This is a genomic window from Desulfocastanea catecholica (genome assembly GCF_054657295.1).
In genome coordinates, this window is sequence record NZ_BAAHYZ010000015.1 from 89,749 (window position 1) to 107,153 (window position 17,405).

The 17,405-nt window shown below is 51.6% G+C and carries 21 protein-coding genes and 1 tRNA gene; 8 read left to right on the forward strand and 14 right to left on the reverse strand.

Going from position 1 to position 17,405, the window contains the following annotated elements; genetic code table 11:
* Positions 1-272 precede the first annotated feature (272 nt).
* The 5 genes from ACYQ8U_RS14550 (at position 273) to ACYQ8U_RS14570 (ending at position 5,217) form a co-directional block, all read left to right on the forward strand.
* Positions 273-485: a hypothetical protein gene (locus tag ACYQ8U_RS14550; protein ID WP_459946281.1), complete on the forward strand. Its 213-nt coding sequence runs from the start codon at positions 273-275 to the stop codon at positions 483-485.
* A gap of 52 nt (positions 486-537) precedes the next feature.
* Positions 538-756 carry a hypothetical protein gene (locus ACYQ8U_RS14555; protein ID WP_459946282.1) on the forward strand — a complete coding sequence of 73 codons (219 nt, stop codon included), beginning with the start codon at positions 538-540 and terminating at the stop codon, positions 754-756.
* Positions 757-986: 230 nt separating this feature from the next.
* Positions 987-2,855: an ATP-dependent zinc metalloprotease FtsH gene (gene ftsH, locus ACYQ8U_RS14560; RefSeq protein WP_459946283.1), complete on the forward strand. Its 1,869-nt coding sequence runs from the start codon at positions 987-989 to the stop codon at positions 2,853-2,855.
* Between the two features lie 5 nt (positions 2,856-2,860).
* Positions 2,861-3,769 carry a hypothetical protein gene (locus ACYQ8U_RS14565; protein ID WP_459946284.1) on the forward strand — a complete coding sequence of 303 codons (909 nt, stop codon included), beginning with the start codon at positions 2,861-2,863 and terminating at the stop codon, positions 3,767-3,769.
* Between the two features lie 8 nt (positions 3,770-3,777).
* The gene (locus ACYQ8U_RS14570) at positions 3,778-5,217 is read left to right on the forward strand and encodes a cytochrome c3 family protein (RefSeq protein WP_459946285.1); all 1,440 of its coding nucleotides are present in this window, start codon (positions 3,778-3,780) and stop codon (positions 5,215-5,217) included.
* Positions 5,218-5,243: 26 nt separating this feature from the next.
* On the opposite strand, the gene pstB is transcribed toward ACYQ8U_RS14570, so the two are convergent.
* From pstB to phoU, 5 genes are all read right to left on the reverse strand, one after another.
* On the reverse strand, positions 5,244-6,128 hold the full coding sequence (pstB, locus tag ACYQ8U_RS14575; protein ID WP_459946286.1) for a phosphate ABC transporter ATP-binding protein PstB: 885 nt from the start codon (positions 6,126-6,128) through the stop codon (positions 5,244-5,246).
* A 132-nt stretch (positions 6,129-6,260) separates the two neighbouring features.
* The gene (locus ACYQ8U_RS14580) at positions 6,261-7,304 is read right to left on the reverse strand and encodes a substrate-binding domain-containing protein (RefSeq protein WP_459946287.1); all 1,044 of its coding nucleotides are present in this window, start codon (positions 7,302-7,304) and stop codon (positions 6,261-6,263) included.
* Positions 7,305-7,398: 94 nt separating this feature from the next.
* Entirely contained in the window at positions 7,399-8,673 is a 1,275-nt protein-coding gene (gene pstA / locus ACYQ8U_RS14585) for a phosphate ABC transporter permease PstA (RefSeq protein WP_459946288.1), read from the reverse strand.
* Positions 8,674-8,737: 64 nt separating this feature from the next.
* A complete protein-coding gene (pstC, locus tag ACYQ8U_RS14590) occupies positions 8,738-10,123 on the reverse strand; it encodes a phosphate ABC transporter permease subunit PstC (RefSeq protein WP_459946289.1) in 1,386 nt (461 codons plus the stop codon).
* 11 nt (positions 10,124-10,134) lie between these two features.
* The gene (gene phoU / locus ACYQ8U_RS14595) at positions 10,135-10,794 is read right to left on the reverse strand and encodes a phosphate signaling complex protein PhoU (protein WP_459946290.1); all 660 of its coding nucleotides are present in this window, start codon (positions 10,792-10,794) and stop codon (positions 10,135-10,137) included.
* A gap of 272 nt (positions 10,795-11,066) precedes the next feature.
* Between phoU and ACYQ8U_RS14600 the strand changes: the two genes are divergently transcribed.
* The 3 genes from ACYQ8U_RS14600 to ACYQ8U_RS14610 all read left to right on the forward strand — a co-directional run bounded on the left by ACYQ8U_RS14600 (position 11,067) and on the right by ACYQ8U_RS14610 (position 13,812).
* Positions 11,067-11,789: a response regulator gene (locus ACYQ8U_RS14600; protein WP_459946291.1), complete on the forward strand. Its 723-nt coding sequence runs from the start codon at positions 11,067-11,069 to the stop codon at positions 11,787-11,789.
* A 4-nt stretch (positions 11,790-11,793) separates the two neighbouring features.
* On the forward strand, positions 11,794-13,635 hold the full coding sequence (locus ACYQ8U_RS14605; protein WP_459946292.1) for a sensor histidine kinase: 1,842 nt from the start codon (positions 11,794-11,796) through the stop codon (positions 13,633-13,635).
* A 102-nt stretch (positions 13,636-13,737) separates the two neighbouring features.
* Positions 13,738-13,812 (forward strand) — tRNA-Gly (locus tag ACYQ8U_RS14610).
* Between the two features lie 125 nt (positions 13,813-13,937).
* Here ACYQ8U_RS14610 and ACYQ8U_RS14615 read toward each other — a convergent pair.
* The 9 genes from ACYQ8U_RS14615 to ACYQ8U_RS14655 all read right to left on the reverse strand — a co-directional run bounded on the left by ACYQ8U_RS14615 (position 13,938) and on the right by ACYQ8U_RS14655 (position 17,397).
* Positions 13,938-14,204, reverse strand: a complete 267-nt coding sequence (locus ACYQ8U_RS14615) for a hypothetical protein (protein ID WP_459946293.1) — start codon at positions 14,202-14,204, stop codon at positions 13,938-13,940.
* Positions 14,205-14,378: 174 nt separating this feature from the next.
* Positions 14,379-14,525, reverse strand: coding sequence for a hypothetical protein (locus ACYQ8U_RS14620; protein ID WP_459946294.1), 147 nt, complete (start codon positions 14,523-14,525; stop codon positions 14,379-14,381).
* Between the two features lie 56 nt (positions 14,526-14,581).
* Entirely contained in the window at positions 14,582-15,049 is a 468-nt protein-coding gene (locus ACYQ8U_RS14625) for a hypothetical protein (RefSeq protein WP_459946295.1), read from the reverse strand.
* A complete protein-coding gene (locus ACYQ8U_RS14630; protein ID WP_459946296.1) occupies positions 15,049-15,237 on the reverse strand; it encodes a hypothetical protein in 189 nt (62 codons plus the stop codon). Before ACYQ8U_RS14630 ends, ACYQ8U_RS14625 begins: the two co-directional genes overlap by 1 nt.
* Before the next feature lie 310 nt (positions 15,238-15,547).
* Entirely contained in the window at positions 15,548-16,129 is a 582-nt protein-coding gene (locus tag ACYQ8U_RS14635; protein WP_459946297.1) for a hypothetical protein, read from the reverse strand.
* Positions 16,130-16,132: 3 nt separating this feature from the next.
* Positions 16,133-16,306 carry a hypothetical protein gene (locus ACYQ8U_RS14640; RefSeq protein WP_459946298.1) on the reverse strand — a complete coding sequence of 58 codons (174 nt, stop codon included), beginning with the start codon at positions 16,304-16,306 and terminating at the stop codon, positions 16,133-16,135.
* 133 nt (positions 16,307-16,439) lie between these two features.
* Positions 16,440-16,880, reverse strand: a complete 441-nt coding sequence (locus ACYQ8U_RS14645; protein ID WP_459946299.1) for a hypothetical protein — start codon at positions 16,878-16,880, stop codon at positions 16,440-16,442.
* Between the two features lie 2 nt (positions 16,881-16,882).
* Complete coding sequence (locus tag ACYQ8U_RS14650) at positions 16,883-17,176, reverse strand: hypothetical protein (RefSeq protein WP_459946300.1); 294 nt, start codon at positions 17,174-17,176, stop codon at positions 16,883-16,885.
* A complete protein-coding gene (locus ACYQ8U_RS14655; RefSeq protein WP_459946301.1) occupies positions 17,173-17,397 on the reverse strand; it encodes a hypothetical protein in 225 nt (74 codons plus the stop codon). The genes ACYQ8U_RS14650 and ACYQ8U_RS14655 overlap by 4 nt, the downstream gene beginning before the upstream one ends.
* Between the last annotated feature and the right edge of the window lie 8 nt (positions 17,398-17,405).

Here is a 17,405-nt window from a genome sequence, read left to right on the forward strand (position 1 = left end):
ACCGAGAAATAGTACAAAGATACATTATTACAGTCAGTTAAACTGAATGTGCTGTTATCCGGTTCGATGTTGTTGCATTTTTTGTCGACGATGGTGCAGTCGACTGCACCGGAATAAATATTAAATATCATTTTAAATTAATAACTTAATCCTTGTGTGGTAGATTGGGGTGAAATTGTGGCACGCAACCTGCAACATGTAGAACAAGACAAGTAAAGAAACCGGTCATAAATCCAGCCGGTATGAAGAGCAACCAGGAACGGAGGAAGAAGATGGGAACTCAGAGAGCAGCAGTTAAGACAAAGAGTGCGGTCCGGACAAACGATAAAGTGGACGTTCAGGTAGCCAAGGTGAGTTTTGCGGTAATCGGCATCTCTTCCTGTGCAATAGGCCTCTGGGCGGTGGCAAGTCTGGTGGGTGGTATGGTTGCAAGTGGCGGTCCCGTTGCTCTTGCCGCCAACTGGTTGAAAGCGGTTATCGGCTAATCATGTAGGATGTAATTTCTCCAATACTTCTTTGATACAAGGACGGATGAAAATGGCAAACAACACACGGATTCAACAGCGAGAAAAGACCAGGGCAACCGATAAGACAAGTGTTTCGACAGAGGTTTCCAAAGTGAGCTTGACTTTTGTGGCAATTCTTGGAGTCGCAGTCGGCGTGTGGAGTCTTGCCTGCATCGTCGGTGGGCTGGCTGCGAGCGGTGGTCCTCTGCAACTTGTCGGCAGCTGGGTAAAGGCGGTAACCGGAATGTAAGCAGCATACGAAGTTTGCTTCACATTTCAACGAAAATTTATATGAGCAGGGCCGGGGTTTTCTGATATCCCGGCCCTTTTTGTCGTTGTTTTTTGTCGCTTGGTCGATTCGCAAATGCAGAGAGGCAACTCGGGAAGTGAGAACGATGTTCAATTCTGAGAGAAAGTACTGTATAAAATAAGGAAAATATCTTTTTATCATCTCTGTTATCACTTCTCTCCGGAGGCCGAATGGCAATACTTGCTAGAAATCTCTTTATTTTCTTTATCGTTTTGTTCTCCCTGTTCATGGTTGGCTTTTTCCTCAACATGGAAAAAAGATTACCGGAAAAGGGATACAGCGAGTTCCTCCAGGATCTCCGAGGCAATGCGATAGCTGAGATTCGTTTTACCGGGAACAACGCTGATATCACCTTGACATCGGGCTACAGGTACGCCGTAAGGGTGCCTGATGCAGCCGGTTTGACCGATGAAATCCCTGTCGCAGCCACCAGAGTCAGTTTCCATGAAGACTACACCCTCTATTATTTCCAGGGGGGGCTTTTCGCCTTGGCCCTTGCCCTTTCTTTCGTTGTCTGGATGTCTATTTCCGCCAGAAAAACGGAGGAGGAAAAAAACAAATTTGCCAGCGACAAGCTCATCACCCCGGGAGGAAACAGGGAGTCGGTCACCTTTGACGACGTCGCCGGCGTGCCCGAGGCAAAAGAAGAACTGGAAGAAATTGTTTCTTTTTTGAAGAATCCGCAACAGTTTGACCGACTTGGCGCCTTCATGCCCAAAGGATTGCTGCTGCAGGGGCCGCCGGGAACCGGAAAGACGCTGCTGGCCCGGGCCATTGCCGGAGAGGCCGGAGTGCCCTTCTATAGTTTCAGTGGGTCTGATTTTGTTGAAATGTTTGTCGGCGTCGGCGCATCAAGGGTGCGGGATCTCTTTAAGGAAGCAAAAAAAAATGCGCCGTGCATTGTCTTTATCGATGAAATAGATGCGGTGGGCAGCAGCAGGGCGACAGCGCCTAGCGATGGCCAGGACGAGCGGGGGCAGACGCTCAATGCCTTGCTGGTTGAAATGGATGGTTTCAGCTCAAAAGACACTGTCGTCGTTCTGGCCGCGACCAATCGACCGGATATCCTCGATTCCGCCCTGTCCCGGCCCGGTCGCTTCGACCGCCGGATCACCTTGCTGCCGCCCGATGTGAAAGGGCGGGTGAAAATTCTTCAGGTCCATAGCAAAAAAGTCACCCTGTCGCCGGAGATTGACTTTGAGGAAATTGCCCAGATGACCTCCGGCTTTACCGGCGCTGAGCTGGCCAATCTTGTCAATGAGGCTGCCCTTCTTGCCGGCAGAGACCGCTGTGATGCAATCAGTAAAAGCCATTTTGATATGGCCCGTGATCGGATCATGCTCGGTGTGGAGCGAAAAGGGGTCATTCTTACCGATAAAGATAAACGTATTCTTGCGCACCATGAGGCCGGGCATGCCATTGTCGCGAAAATGCTCCCCGGTTCCGATCCGGTGCACAAAATCACCATTATTCCCAGGGGCCGGGCACTCGGCCAGACCCAGCAACTGCCGCTTGGTGATCGGACCGCATACAGTAAAGTCTATCTGACCAACCGAATCACCACGCTTCTCGGCGGCAGGGCCGCAGAAAAGATCATCTTTGACAGCCGCACGACCCGGACGGAAAATGACCTGCTGCAGGCAACGGAGATTGCGACGAATATGGTCTGTCGCTGGGGTATGAGTGAGGCTCTCGGGCCGCAGGCCTATGCCGTCGGGGACAGTTCGTTTCTTGGCGATGAAACCTCGCTGCGATTTGTCATGAGTAACGATACCACCAGTCTGATTGATAGAGAAATTAAGGGATTGCTGTCATCATGTTATAAGCAGGCGGTGGAGATTCTCAAACGTGAGAAGATCTTTTTAAACGCGCTGTCGGATATTCTTTTTCAGGTGGAGACCCTCGATGCGGAAGAGTTTGAGATTATCTACCAATGCTCCGTGACGAAGAAGGCCGAGGAAGAAGGCACCATCGAGAAAGTATCGGAATGCAGTGTCTGTCCCGCCAAGGATCACTGTCTGCAATTCAACGCCAACTAACGCCTATGAATTCCTTGAAAAGACTGGTATGGCTGGCTTTTCTCGTGGTGTCCATCCTTCTGGCAACCATTATTGTCCTGGGTATCTATCAATACCGGCTGGCTGGTACCTATAACCAGGTCATCAGCGCAAACGAAAGCGCTCTGTTTCACTTCATGACCATCAGGGAGACAATTACCGAGACGCTTATCGCCGGCGATTGGCAATTGCTGGAACGGGTTACCGGCGATGTCGAAAAGCTCAACTCGGAACTGTCGCGGCTCAAAGATAACCAGCTGGTGTCGGCGGAATTGAAACTGGCCCTCGTCGACAAAATAGATCTCACCGGCCTGGCCATTCTCATGCGGCAGGTGATAAACGATCCGGACAAGATCAAACGCAGCAAACAACTGCAGGAACAGCTGCGCTCCATCTCCGACTACCTGCTGCAGTACGATCGGATCATCGTCGGCCAGGCCCGGGAACAGATCGTCAGTTTTCAGAAGGTGGTTATCGGCGCCCTTGGTTTGATCATCAGCCTGACCAGTTTCTCTCTCATCTTGCTGTACCGCAATACGGTCTCGCCACTTTTGCAGCTGTCTCGCCGGCTGCAGTCGGACCGGTTCGATGGCAGCACCTTTACGCCGGGCCAGCCGGTGGTTAAAGAAGTGGCCGATCTTGCCGAGGCTGTTGAACAGCTGGCCCTTCGTACAGAAGGCAGGCCGGTGCAGGAATCCACCGGCAGAGATATGCAGGCCCTGCTGGCGGACACCGTTAACGAAACGACAAACAGGCTCAACGGCATAATGAATTACGCGCAGCTCCTCTATGATTCCTCCGAACAGCTGCAGATGACCGAAGAACAGAGGAGTATGCTGCAGAAGATAATGGACAGCGGGGTGTACATCGCACATGAATGGCAAAAAATAAAATAGGAGATACCATGGCTGAAATACTACCGGAAAAGCGTGGAACAGAAGAAAGAAATGTGGATACGGATAATTTCACCTGGCAGGAAAAAGCCGGTCTGTCGATGAAAACGCCGATCGGTCTGTTTGGTGTCGCTTTGACCACCGTCTGTCTTACCCTGACTGTTCTCGGGCTCCTTGGACACATCACGGGGCTGATTGAAAATCCGTATGCGGCGATCGTCACCTTCCTGGTTTTTCCAGCCGGAGCAGTTTTCGGTCTGCTGCTGATACCCATTTCATGGTATTTTCGTCGCAAGAAATGGTTTAAAGACAACCTTAATATGGGTAATGTGGTCATCGACTTCGGCAAAAGACATCACCGAAGAATGGTGACACTCATTCTGGTTTTGTCGGTGGTCAATTTGACGGTTTTTGCCCTGGTTGTCTACGAGGCCTATCATTTTACCGAGTCGGATTTTTTCTGCGGGGCTATCTGCCATACCGTTATGGATCCGGAATATACCGCCTACCAGCGTTCACCGCATGCCAAGGTTGGCTGTGTTTCCTGCCATATCGGCTCCGGCGCCGAGTGGTATGTCAAGGCCAAACTGTCCGGACTTCGGCAGGTAAAGGCGGTGCTTGATGGCAGCTACAGCACGCCTATTCCCGCCCCGGTTGCCCACCTGCGGCCGGCTCAGGATACCTGCGAGGAATGCCACTGGCCGGAAAAGTTTCATGGTAAAAAGGTTAAAGAGTTTATCAGTTTTACCAACGATGACCAGGAAAATGCCCAGATCCAGGAAATTGCCCTGCATATCGGCGGGCGAAATCCGCTGACCGACAACTTTGAAGGTATCCACTGGCATGTCAGCAACAATGTCAAGGTCGAATATCATTCCCTCGATGAGAAGAGAACGTCCATCGGTGCCATCAAGGTGACCAAACCATCCGGTGTTACCGAGGAGTACACCCTCGACGGGGCAACTTCGGACGGCACGGCAGGATACTGGCGAACCATGGATTGTGTCGATTGCCATAACCGGCCGACGCATGTCTACGATGACTTGGCCAGCAGTGTGGATCTTGGTCTGTACAGCAAGAAGATCAATCCGGAGATCCCTGGGATCCGTGAGGATAGTCTGCAGGTTCTGCAAAAAGACTATCTCAGCCGGGACGAAGCCAGGGAACAAATCGTTGAAAGTCTGCTGTCCTTACAGGCTGAGAGGCATGGGGCGGCTTTCGTCGCTGAAAACGAGCAGACCCTGATCAGCTCCGGCGCCTACCTGCTCGACACCTACATGGCCAACGTCTGGCCGAAAATGAAGGTGACCTGGGGAACGTACAAACAGCATCTTGGCCATCAGAACGAGGATGAAGGGTACGGTTGTTTCCGATGTCATGACGACGAGCACCAGACGGCCTTCGGCAAAACAATTTCCCAGAGCTGTGACCTCTGTCACGATGAGCCCTGATCGTTGTTTGATGGTGGTTGCTTGACTCAACCGAAGCGGCCGGTAATGTAATCTTCCGTCAGCCGGTGCCTGGGATTGGTGAAAATTTTATCGGTCGGGCCTACTTCGATGAGGTCACCCAGATGAAAATAGGCGGTACGCTGCGATACCCTGGCCGCCTGCTGCATGGCATGGGTGACGATAACAATGGAAAACTGCGTGCGCAGCTCGGCGATAAGTTCTTCAACCTTGGCCGTGGCAATTGGGTCGAGGGCGGAACAGGGTTCGTCCATGAGGATGACTTCAGGGGACACGGCGATGGCTCTGGCGATGCACAGACGTTGCTGCTGGCCGCCGGACAGACCGGTGCCGGGTTCCTGCAGCCGGTCCTTCACTTCCTCCCAGAGTCCGGCTTTCAAAATCGAGGTCTCGACAATCTCGTCGAGCTCGGCCTTGTTTCTGGTCAACCCGTGAATCCGTGGCCCATAGGCGACATTGTCGTAGATCGATTTTGGAAAAGGATTCGGTTTCTGAAAGACCATGCCGACCCGTGCCCGCAGAGGCACGACATCAATTGATGGGTGGTAGATATCAATGTCGTCCAGGCGGATGTCACCCATGACGCGGCAGGAGGGGACCGTGTCGTTCATTCGGTTCAGGCAGCGGAGAAAGGTGGATTTACCGCAACCGGAAGGCCCGATCATCGCCAGAACTTCATTGCAGTCGACATCGATACTGATTTTGTTGATGGCGCATTTTTCGCCGTAGTAGACCTCGACATCCCTGCAGGTCATACGTGGATTGTCGACAAAAGGGCTGCCGACGGTTTTCCTGCCGGTGGTAGAGGTATGTGCCTCGTCCGCTTCCCGGACAATATCTTCGCTGAGCATGGTCGGGAAGGCCGGATTGCTGGTTCTGGATACGAGTTCCATGGTATTCTCCGCTTTTCTTAATGGTGTTGCCTTAATGTTGCTGCCTTATGGGTGTTGCGTTTACAGCGGCAGAGCCCTCCCGATACAAGACGAACGGCTCTGCCGGCCTTTCCTTGCTGCTGTTTATGATGATTACTTCATTTCCATAGCCTTGAGAGAAGCGACGTTTTCACCAAACAGCTGCCTTTCCTCTTTCGGCATGGGGATCATGCCCTTGTCGGTGAGATAGCCTTCCTCACCCCAGGCTTTTTCGCTGGTGAACTCCGTAAGGTATCCCTTCATGCCGGGAATCACGTCAACATGGGCTTTCTTCACATAGAAGAAGAGGGGCCGAGAGACCGGATAGGCGCCCTTGGCAATACCTTCAAAGGTTGGTTCTTCGCCTTCGATGATCGATCCATGGACGATATCGGCATTCTGGTCAAGAAAAGAAAAACCGAAGATACCTAAGGCGTTGGGATTGGCCTGAAGTTTCTGGACAATGAGATTGTCGTTTTCACCTGCTTCAACGTATGCACCGTCTTCCCTGACGGTCTGGCTGACTCTTTTATAGCCCTCTTTGTCGGTCTTTTTCATGCCCTCAATGACAGGAAAAGTATCTGCACCGCTTTCCATGGCCAGTTCAACAAAGGCATCGCGGGTGCCTGATGTCGGCGGCGGTCCGAGAACCTCGATTTTGCTGTCGGGCAAGCTGCTGTTGACTTCTCTCCAGGTCTTGTAGGGATTGGCGATCAGTTTCCCGGGATTGGCCGGATCGGGTACTTCTTTAGCGAGAGCGAGGAAAATATCCTGCCGGGTCAGCTTGAGAGCTTCTACCGTTTTGGAATTAGCCAGGACGATGCCGTCGTATCCGATCTTTACTTCAACGATTTCCGTGACCCCGTTGTCGGCACAGGTTTTCATCTCCGTTGCCTTGATCGCCCGGGAAGCGTTGGTGATGTCCGGAAAGTTCACGCCGACGCCGCTGCAGAAAAGTTTGAAACCGCCGCCCGATCCGGTCGACTCGATCTTAGGCGTCTTGAAACCACTGGTTTTGCCGAACTGTTCGGCGACTACGGTGGCAAAGGGGTAGACGGTTGACGACCCAACTATGGAAATATAGTCACGGGCGGCCATTGCCGGGGCGGTGAGAGCGAGGGTCAGAGCACCCGCTGCGAAAATACTTGTTACTTTCATTTTTTTCTCCTTGTAGGGTTTAATTTGATACCTTTGTATGCATGTTTATGTGGAGGAACGATGGCAAAGATACTCTCTAATTATTAGGATTCCGTTACCATTTGATTTCAAATTTCTTGCGGAGAAAAACTGCCAGACTGTTCATGGCGATGAGAAAGGTCAGCAGGATCATAATTGCCGCTGCTGTTTTCTCGGTGAACGCCCGTTCCGGACTGTCTGCCCAGAGATAAATCTGTACCGGCAGGACGGCGGACGGATCGGTGATGCCGCCTGGAACATCGACGATAAAGGCAACCATGCCGATCATCAGCAGGGGTGCGGTTTCCCCCAGGGCCTGGGCCATGCCGATAATGGTCCCGGTGAGCATCCCGGGCAGGGCCAGGGGGAGGACATGATGCATCACCGTCTGCATCTTCGAGGCGCCGACGCCAAGGGCTGCTTCCCGTATGGACGGCGGCACCGATTTCAGCGAAGCACGGCCGGCAATAATGATCGTTGGCAGGGTCATCAGGGTCAGAACCAGTCCGCCGACTATCGGCGTAGAGCGGGGCAGACCCCAGAAATTGATAAAGATGGCCAGGCCGAGCAGGCCAAAGATGATCGAGGGTACCGCGGCAAGGTTGTTGATATTAATTTCAATGAGATCTGTCCAGTTGTTCTCCGGGGCAAATTCTTCCAGGTAGACTGCCGCCGCAATCCCGATGGGAAAGGACAGCGACAGGGTGATGAGCAGGGTAAGAAAGGAACCTTTGACCGCCCCAAGGATGCCGGCCAGCTCGGGCTCCCGTGAATCCCCGGTGGTGAAAAAAGTTTTGTTGAATCTCATTTCCAGTCTTTTTTCGCTTATCAGCCTATCTATCCAGGCGAGCTGGATATCGCGGATCCGCCTGTTTCCTTCACCGAGGCTGCGGTCAATTTTACCTTTCATGAGCATGTCGACATCATCATCGGCCAAAACCCATACCTTCTGCGTGGTGCCGATTATTTTCGGATCGGCTTCGACCATATCCTGTAAAGTATAGGCCGCCGATGGACTTATCAGGCTATAGAGCTGTCTTTTTCCTTCTCTGGAGGTGACTTCGGGAAACATCGTGCGCATCGCTGCTTTCACCAGGCCGGGATAATCGGCATTCGCCAGTTTTTCCTGGGAAAATTCTTCTGCGGCAAAATGGACTTCCAGCTCGATATAGCTCTGCTTGAAAGCCGTGTAGCCGTCTGAGAAGATGGTGAAAAATAAAAACGCCACAAAAGACAGGGAGAGGGCGATGGCGGTCAATCCGAGACGTTTAAAATATCTCTCCGCACGGTAGCGCCGCTTGAGTCTTTTGGTCGGTTTCAGGAGGTCAGAGGTCGTTTCAGTACTGTTCATGGCTCTTTTGTAAAAATAGGATGTTATCGGTTCTGAATGAGAGTGTCATTGCCATGTAATCAATTTATTCGTACTGCTCGCGGTAGCGCCGCACGACACGCAGGGCGATAAAATTGAGAAAAAGGGTGAACACAAAGAGCAAGAGCCCCAGGGCAAAGGCGGCCAGAGTCTTTGGGCTGTCAAATTCCTGATCACCGACCAGCAGGGTAACGATCTGCACGGTTACCGTGGTCACCGCTTCCAATGGGTTGAAGGTGAGGTTGGCGGACAGGCCAGCGGCCATGACAACGATCATGGTTTCGCCGATTGCCCGGGACACGGCCAGCAAGATACTGCCGACAATGCCCGGCAGAGCCGCAGGAATGATAACATACCTGATGGTCTCAAAGCGGGTGGCGCCAAGGCCCAGGGAGCCGTCACGCATGGATTGGGGTACCGCATGGATGACGTCGTCTGAGAGCGAAGAGACGAAAGGAATGATCATGATGCCCATAACCAGGCCGGCGGCAAGGGCACTTTCCGAGGCAACCTGTAAACCGACAGATTGGCCGAGATCTCTGATCAGCGGCGCCACTGTCAGGGCGGCAAAAAAGCCGTAGACGACTGTTGGAATGCCGGCAAGAATCTCCAGCATTGGTTTGGCCCAGGTGCGCATGCGGGAACTGGCATACTCGGACAGATAGATAGCGGCAAGCAGGCCGACGGGAATGGCCACCGCCATGGCTATCAGGGCGATAAGCAAGGTTCCGACAAAAACCGGCACGGCGCCGAAGGCTCCGGAAGAGCCTGCCTGATCGACGCGCATGGCTGTTTGCGGGCTCCATTGCAGGCCAAAGAGAAAATCGGAAAAATTGACGCTCTGGAAAAATATCAATGCCTCGAATACCACCGAGAGAACAATGCCGAGGGTGGTAAGAATGGCGACCGTTGAACAGGCAATGAGAAAGATTTTTACCGTGCCCTCAACCAGATTTCGCGCGCGTAAATCCTTGTTGATACTCCGGTGGGCAATAACGCCGGGCACTATGCAGCAGAGGATGGTGGTGATGCCGACCAGGTTTCTCATCCAGCTCCTGGTTGTGAGATACAGGTCGGCGGCAGCCTGAATGGCCGGAGCGGTATTGTGTGCACCAAAACCGCCGAAGGCCACGTTTTTCATCTCGTTCAACACCAGGGTCAGCTCATTGGCGGACAGCTGCAGGAGTTCCGCCGGCAGACTTTTTGTCACCAGAGAGGTGACGATCGTATCCTCGACCATCTGCCATACGATAAACAGCAAAAGGGCGGGAATTGCACAGCTCAGGGCGGTGAGCATGCCGTAATGGCTCGGCAGGGAATGCAGGGAGCGCATGCCGCCCGCGGCTTCGGCAATACTCTTGGCTCGAGCAGTTCCCCAATAATAGGCCCCGGCGGAGAGGAGCAGAATGCAGGGGAGTACATAGCTAAACATGATCATTTCTCTCAATTAAATCGGGTGATGGTGCCTTCCACGAAGTAGATGACTTCCTCGGCGATATTGACGGCACGATCGGCGATCCGCTCAAGATGGCGGGCGAGGAGATAGGTGTTGATATGATAGCCCGGATGCAGAGGGTCTTTTTTGATTCTTTCTTTTATGTCCACATAACAGCGGTTTCGGCATTTATCGACGATGTCGTCATCATGAAATATCGATCTGGCCAGTTTGACATCCTTGTTTATCAGGGCATCAATACTGTTTTTCAGCATGGAAACGACCTTGTCGCTCATCTTTGAAAAGTCGTAGGAGATGGCCGCGGGGTGGTTGAATTTAGAAATATTATCGACGCGCTTGGCGATATTGACAGCGTAGTCGGCAATTCTTTCCATTTCGTTGTTGATTTTGATAACCACAATGAGAAATCGGAGATCACTGGCCACCGGCTGATGCAGGGCAAGGATCTTCAGACAGTCCTCCTCGATCTCGACCTCCATGTCATCCACCTCATAATCGGAGACGATCAACGCCTGGATGACCGCCTGGTCTTTCGATTCGATCACCTGGGCTGCTGTACGCACTCGTTCTTCGACCATGGTGCTCAATTTGAGCAGCTTTTTGTTCAGTTTTGTCAGCTCGTGATGAAAGGTGTAATGGTGATCCATATTGCTAAAATCCTCTAAGAAAATGTTATGTCGCCCATGCCGGAAAGCGGTTTCCGGTAGGTATGCGTGCTACAATAGAGGGCGATTGTTTGTTGTCCGTTAGGGAAATATTAAGATATGGTTAGGAGGGTGGATTGGGGCTTGCGGCGGAGCAAAAAATGATACACGATAGGGACATGCTCAGGGGGGAAATTCTGACGCGATTATGGTTGGCTATGGCGGCCGCTGTCAGAGTTACGTTAGTTAACTAAATGAAAACAAAGTAATAGGTTATGGGAAAAGTCAACGTGCTTGTCGTCGAGGATGAGGCGGATATTCAGCAGCTGGTCAGCTATAACCTGATCAGAGCAGGTTTTCATGTCACCTGTGCCGATTCCGGGGAAGAGGCCTTGCAGCGACTGCGAACCGAAGAGATCGACTGTGTTCTGCTCGATCTGATGCTGCCGGGAATAAGCGGCCTGCAGGTCTGCACCGCGATGAGAAAGGTTGAATCGAATAGTCAACGCTCCATCCCGATCATCATGCTGACGGCCAAGGGAGAAGAAGAAGATGTGGTGGCCGGCCTCGAGTGCGGCGCCGATGACTATATCACCAAGCCCTTTAGCCCCAAGGTGCTGATCGCCAGAATAAAGGCGGTGATCAAGCGGGCATTTACCGACCAGAGCGAGGCCGATGAATCGCGGAAATCGATCATCGTCGTCGACGGGCTGGAGATTGACAAGGGCCGGCATGAGGTGAAGGTGAACGGCGCCGATGTGCAGCTGACCTCGACGGAGTTCAGTATTCTTTCTCTTCTTGCCGCAAAGCCCGGCTGGGTTTTTACCCGGCAGCAGATTATTGATCATGCCCGGGGGTATGATTTTCTTATCACCCCTCGAGCTATTGATGTCCAGATCTTTGGTTTGCGTAAAAAATTGAACGAATACGGTAGGATGATCGAAACGGTTCGCGGTATCGGCTATCGTTATCGATCAACACCGGAGGCCGAGGCGTAGCACTATGTTGAAACCAAGAAAACTGGTCTGGCAGATTTTTCCGGCCAATATCCTGACAATTCTCATCGCCGTTATTGCCGTCGGCTGGTACGGCACCACTTCCCTGAGGGAATTTTATCTGCAGGAAACCGAAGCCGATCTTGAAGCGCGGGCCAAGTTGATCAGTTCCAGAGTGATCGATTATCTGGTCGAGGGGCGGATCCCAAAGTTGCGGGAATATTGTGTGCGTGCCGGTCGAGAGTCGGGGACCCGGATTACCGTCGTCTCTCTGAATGGCAAGGTCCTCGCCGACTCCAACGAAAATCCCGAGGTGATGGATAACCACCGCCATCGGCTTGAAATTGAGAAGGCTTTTGCCGGTGGCATTGGCAAATCAAGGCGTTTCAGTGATACCCTTGACGAAAATCGACTCTATGTGGCTGTTCCACTGCGCGTCGATTTTCAGCAAGTTCCCGAAAATACAGGCAGCGGCTCGGTAAATATGGTTATCAGGACCTCGGTTTCGGTGGCCACACTGGAAAAAACCCTGGCGGCGATCAAAATAAGGATAGGCATGGGGGCGATGGCGATTATGCTGCTGGCCGGGGTTATCACCCTGCTGATTTCCCGCAATATCAGCAAACCGCTGGAACAGATGACCAAAAGTGCCGAAAGGTTTTCCCGGGGAGATTTCAGTGAAAGGATGCTGCCGATGGCGCGAAAAACCGCGTCGCTTGAGGTGATTACCCTGGCCTCCTCCATGGATCGCATGGCGGAACTCCTCGATGAAAAAATTCAGGCCATCGTTACCCATAGAAATCAGCTGGAGACTGTTTTTTCAAGCATGGTTGAAGCGGTCATCGCCATCGATACCGAGGAACGGGTCATCAGCCTCAACGATGCCGCCGCACAACTGTTCGACGTCGACAGGAAGACCGCTCCGGGCCGGATAGTGCAGCAGATTGTGCGTAACGTCAATCTGCAGCGGCAGATCAGCCACACCCTGGCGAGCAAGGAATGTCTCGAGGAGGAAATAGTCTTCCACGATCTTGACGGTGACCGGTTTTTGCAGACCAATATTGTCACCCTGAGCAACGGTGTCGGTGAAAATGTCGGGGTGCTGGTGGTCATGAACGATGTGACCAAGCTCCGCCGGCTGGAAAATGTGCGGCGGGATTTCGTTGCCAACGTCTCCCATGAACTGCGCACGCCGATTACCTCCATTCGCGGTTATGTCGAAACCCTGCTTGACGGCGCACTCGATATTCGCGAAGATGCCGAACGGTTTCTGCACATTGTTCTGCGGCAGTCCGAGCGGCTGACCACTATTATCGACGACCTCCTTGTCCTGTCGAGAATTGAAGAAGATTCGAGACAGGATCAAATCCGCCTGAAAAAAGGGTTGCTTCGGCCGGTGATCGAGTCGGCCATCCAGACCTGTCAGCTGAAAGCCGATGAGGCCGGAGTGAAGATGGTCATCGACTGTGCCGATAATATTCAGGTCGAAATGAATACCACCCTCCTCGAACAGGCCTTGGTCAATCTGTTGATTAACGGCATTACCTATAGTAAACAGGGAGATACGGTCACGGTTGCGGGCGTGGTCAGTGACAATGACCAGGATGATACCGTAAGGATCGTCGTGCGGGACACCGGCTGCGGTATTGCCAAAAAACACCTGCCCCGGCTGTTTGAGCGCTTTTACCGCAGCGATAAGGCCAGGAGCCGGACCGTTGGGGGAACCGGCCTGGGGCTCGCCATCGTCAAGCATATCGCCCAGGCCCATAACGGCAAAATCGAGGTGGCCAGTGAGGAAGGCAAGGGGTCGGCATTTACCCTGATTGTCAAAAGAGGCCTGCAGGGCTGAACGGATGCCGCGGAACACCTGCGGCAAGCCGAGATATGTGCAGGTCATGAGAAAAAACTTTGACAAAATCCTCCCCTGATTCTATAGTGTGCGCACAAAGAAGCGGGATTAACTCAGTGGTAGAGTGTTAGCTTCCCAAGCTGAAAGTCGCGCGTTCGAATCGCGTATCCCGCTCCAGCAAATTCAGGCACTTATCAAGAATCTTGGTAAGTGCCTTTTTGTTTTCCCCATCATATTCCCCACCAAATGAGAGTAATTGAATACGTCCCCAACGATTGAACTATCCCCATTGGAGAAAACCGTTACACTGTAACGCGATATGATATGATATAGTGATATGATACTGTACCGGGTGTCGTGGTCGTGATCGCTGCCGCTGGTTGCATTTCTGGTTGTTCCTCCTGTTCTGGTTCTTCATGTTCGTTTTTAGCTGGGTCACTGTGACCCAGTTTTTCTCGACCAAGTTCTCTAACCCTCACCCTTCCTCGCAATTGCTCAGCGTTCACCTTGTCCTGTGGTGCAGCATCCTTGTTCACTTCAGCAGCAAGCGCCCGGCATACTGTTGCCATTGGTGCGCCGGTCTGTGCCTCAGCCTGTTTGACGAGATGTGTCAGTGTTTCCGGAAACAGCAAAGCCCGGTCAAGAATGATCTCCTGCCGGGCCTGGTCAAGTGTTACAAAACGTTACATACACGAGGTCAATCACCTTTGTCGTGGATCGCTGCCGCCTGTTGAATTGAGCCTCTACTTTTTGGCTACCTTGATCCGTTCTGTTTTTGAGACGCGCGCATCGATAACATCGCCTACGTTGGAAATCACTGTAAGAATGATTTGCCCGGTGAACCGTTCACCTTTAATGATCGCCATACGATGAGAAATTTCTGCAATCACACTCATTTCTCCAGGGCTAAAATTGCTCAATAAGGTGCTTAGTTGATTACGCATTTTCAATCTTTATCATCGGGGAGTTTTATTTGTGCAATGATGTTTCTGCACTCAGCCACACTCTTCCTGACCAAATGGATATCATGGCCAGATAATAAAGGATTGTTTCGCTTCATCCGCAGCGGCAATGCGTCGAGTATCGGTATCATCTGTTTTGCAACCTGCTCGATTGCCTCCGTGATTACCGAGACAGGCGCAACAAGCTGCTCCTCCAGATCGTTCTGCCGCTTTTTTTCGCGGGCCTGCTCACAACACAGAATAGCCCGCTGCTCGGTTAAATCAAGATCACCTTTGACTTGCACCTGTCCCGACGAAAGGCCGCGCAGGTAGGAAATATATGATCGCCTGCAGTCGTCCAGGTCCAGCCCGCCTTTACCTCTTCCCGCCGGTAAAATGCCGGTGGAAATAAGGTTCCTTATTTGCCGGTCGCTGAGGTCAAGGTGTGCGGCAACCTCCTTTTGTGTCGCCATCACTCATCACCGACCGGTTCCGCTTTGAATGACTCCAGGGCGATTGTCGGTCGAGCCGCGTCGTTTTTTTCCGCCTGCTTAATCATTTCGTCCTCTGCCGCCTTTGCCCGGTTGAGTCCTCGCTTCAATTGCGAATATTCCTTCTTCAATCGCAAATACTTTTTCTTCATTTTATTTTTATATTTCATAGGAAACGGAACCCCTCTGTAAAATATTTTGTGAATAGTGATATATCGGGCTGTCAAAATCCCCGCATAGCAAGTGCCTAGGAGGACCCAGAACATCTAGCAACATCAAGTACACATAAGCCATGCACCAATGAAAAACCCGCCGCCAGGTGTGAGCCTGGACAGCGGGCAAAAGGTCTGGTCACCTAAACCAGTGGATCTCTCTCACAGTTGCGCAGCTGCCGCCAAGTTGAAGAAACGGCCAGCTCATGGGATTCTGTGAGACACAACAGTTCGGTCTTATCCGACATGTGCAACACCGAGTGATTCATCATCTACGCAAACGCTTATGCTCTTTCTCTTTCCGCTTCGACTCGCGGGCCGATTCAATACTTCCGGATTCAACACCACGAATGGCAACTGATTGCTCGTCGGCAATGTGCTTGATTGCATCCAGTTTACTTTGGAGCTCTCCTATCCTTTTGTCTAGGACTGCTAACTGTTTCGCACGTTCTGCCCGTGGTAAGCCTACCTCGGCAGGCCAAGGCCACGTCTGTATGGCTCGTGCAATCCCCTCCTTGATCTGTGGGCCAAGACACCATAGCAATGCAGACGGTTCAATATCACGCCCAGAGATACCGGCCAGAACATTAAAACTTGGGTTCTGTGTCGTGGTGTTTGGGTTTTCAAGTTCATAGGCGAGACGATGCTTTAAACTGTTCGGAAAACTGTTGCCCATTCCCCGATCAACAGCGTCTTGTATTTTCAAAATAAAATCATCTTTTGGCAAAGGCAACAGCAATAAGTCCTGTCTGTCGTCAAGTGCCTTTGATAATTCCGCCTTCAATTTCCGGCTATCGTCGGCAAACTGCATAATGCCGTCGCGGATCTTTTGTAGACTCTTCTCAAACATGGCCTACCGCCTCAAGCCCTGGATTCGAACAGTGCCTTTTTTGTTGGCTTTTTCGAAATGGAAATAGTCAGCAAGCTCCATGAATTCTTCACGAATGGTCTTGTCAGAGTTCCACTTTGCTTGACAAGTGTCATAAAGTTTCTGGTCTTCATAATCTAAATTCTCACGTTCATTCATTTTAAAACCTCATTGAGTTTGATTGTAGTCTTCCCGTTCTCGGTGAAAACCTTGTTTGTCCTGCTCTAATAATCAAAGAATACCGCATATGTTTTGCATTTAAATCATCATTTAAAAACAAAACTCCAGCCACTTAGATACCAAATATCCACAGGTGCAGAGAGCGCCACTTCGTTGTGAGCGGTGCACCTGTACGTTTCGCCATAAATAGATACTTCCTTTGCTCTGACCATTCCGCCGGCGGTTCTTTCAAATCGCAAACACGAGGATATATTCTTGATTCAAACGCCTTGATTGCATCTGCCAGTTGCTCGCATTTCGTCATATTGGGTAAATCTTTATCGATGTAATCCATTGCCAGGGATAGATATTTATTTCGCGTGGTGATCGCATAGAGAGTTCGACTTGTGGACTTTCCGCGACTGCCGGAAAGACCAAGACACGCATCGAGTTTTGCGCGTTCGCTACCGGTCATGAATTTTTGCAGTCCTTCCCGGAACCATGCCGCGGTAGCCGGGTCGCCGTGTTTTTCAATCGTCTCCATCGCTGAGAGCAAATGTTTGATTCTCTCCATGGTTATTGCAGGCCGCCCAAAGGTTCGAGGCGGTCAATTGTTTCCTTCTCCGCCTCGGCCTCGGCTATCCTTTTTTCAATGTCCACCTCGGATCTCTCTAACACCTTACTGGCCTCATAGATCGCAAGCACGGTTATAGTCTCTTCGTCGGTCCCGGGTAAACACGTTGCACGAACCAGTTGCATGGATAAATCAATCAAGCTGTTGAGCACAACATCAGGAGACGCGGTCCGGGCTGAATGGATGAAATCAGAAATTGTTATCAGCGATTCATTAATTTTCAGTTTTCCGCTCATATGAATTTCTCCAACGTCGGGAGCATATTTTCCCGGCCGTATAGAGTTTTCGAACAGGTTCGCGCCTTGAGCACTTCTATGATCTCGGCTTTGTGCTCTGCAATCATATTGAGTAGCTGAGTGTCTGGTTGACCACGAAAAGAGACGTGCGGGTCATTGCCGGTGGGAATAAGGACTATGCCGTTTTCTGCTGCTGCCGTTATCAGTCGTTGTGCCATCATGGTTATCA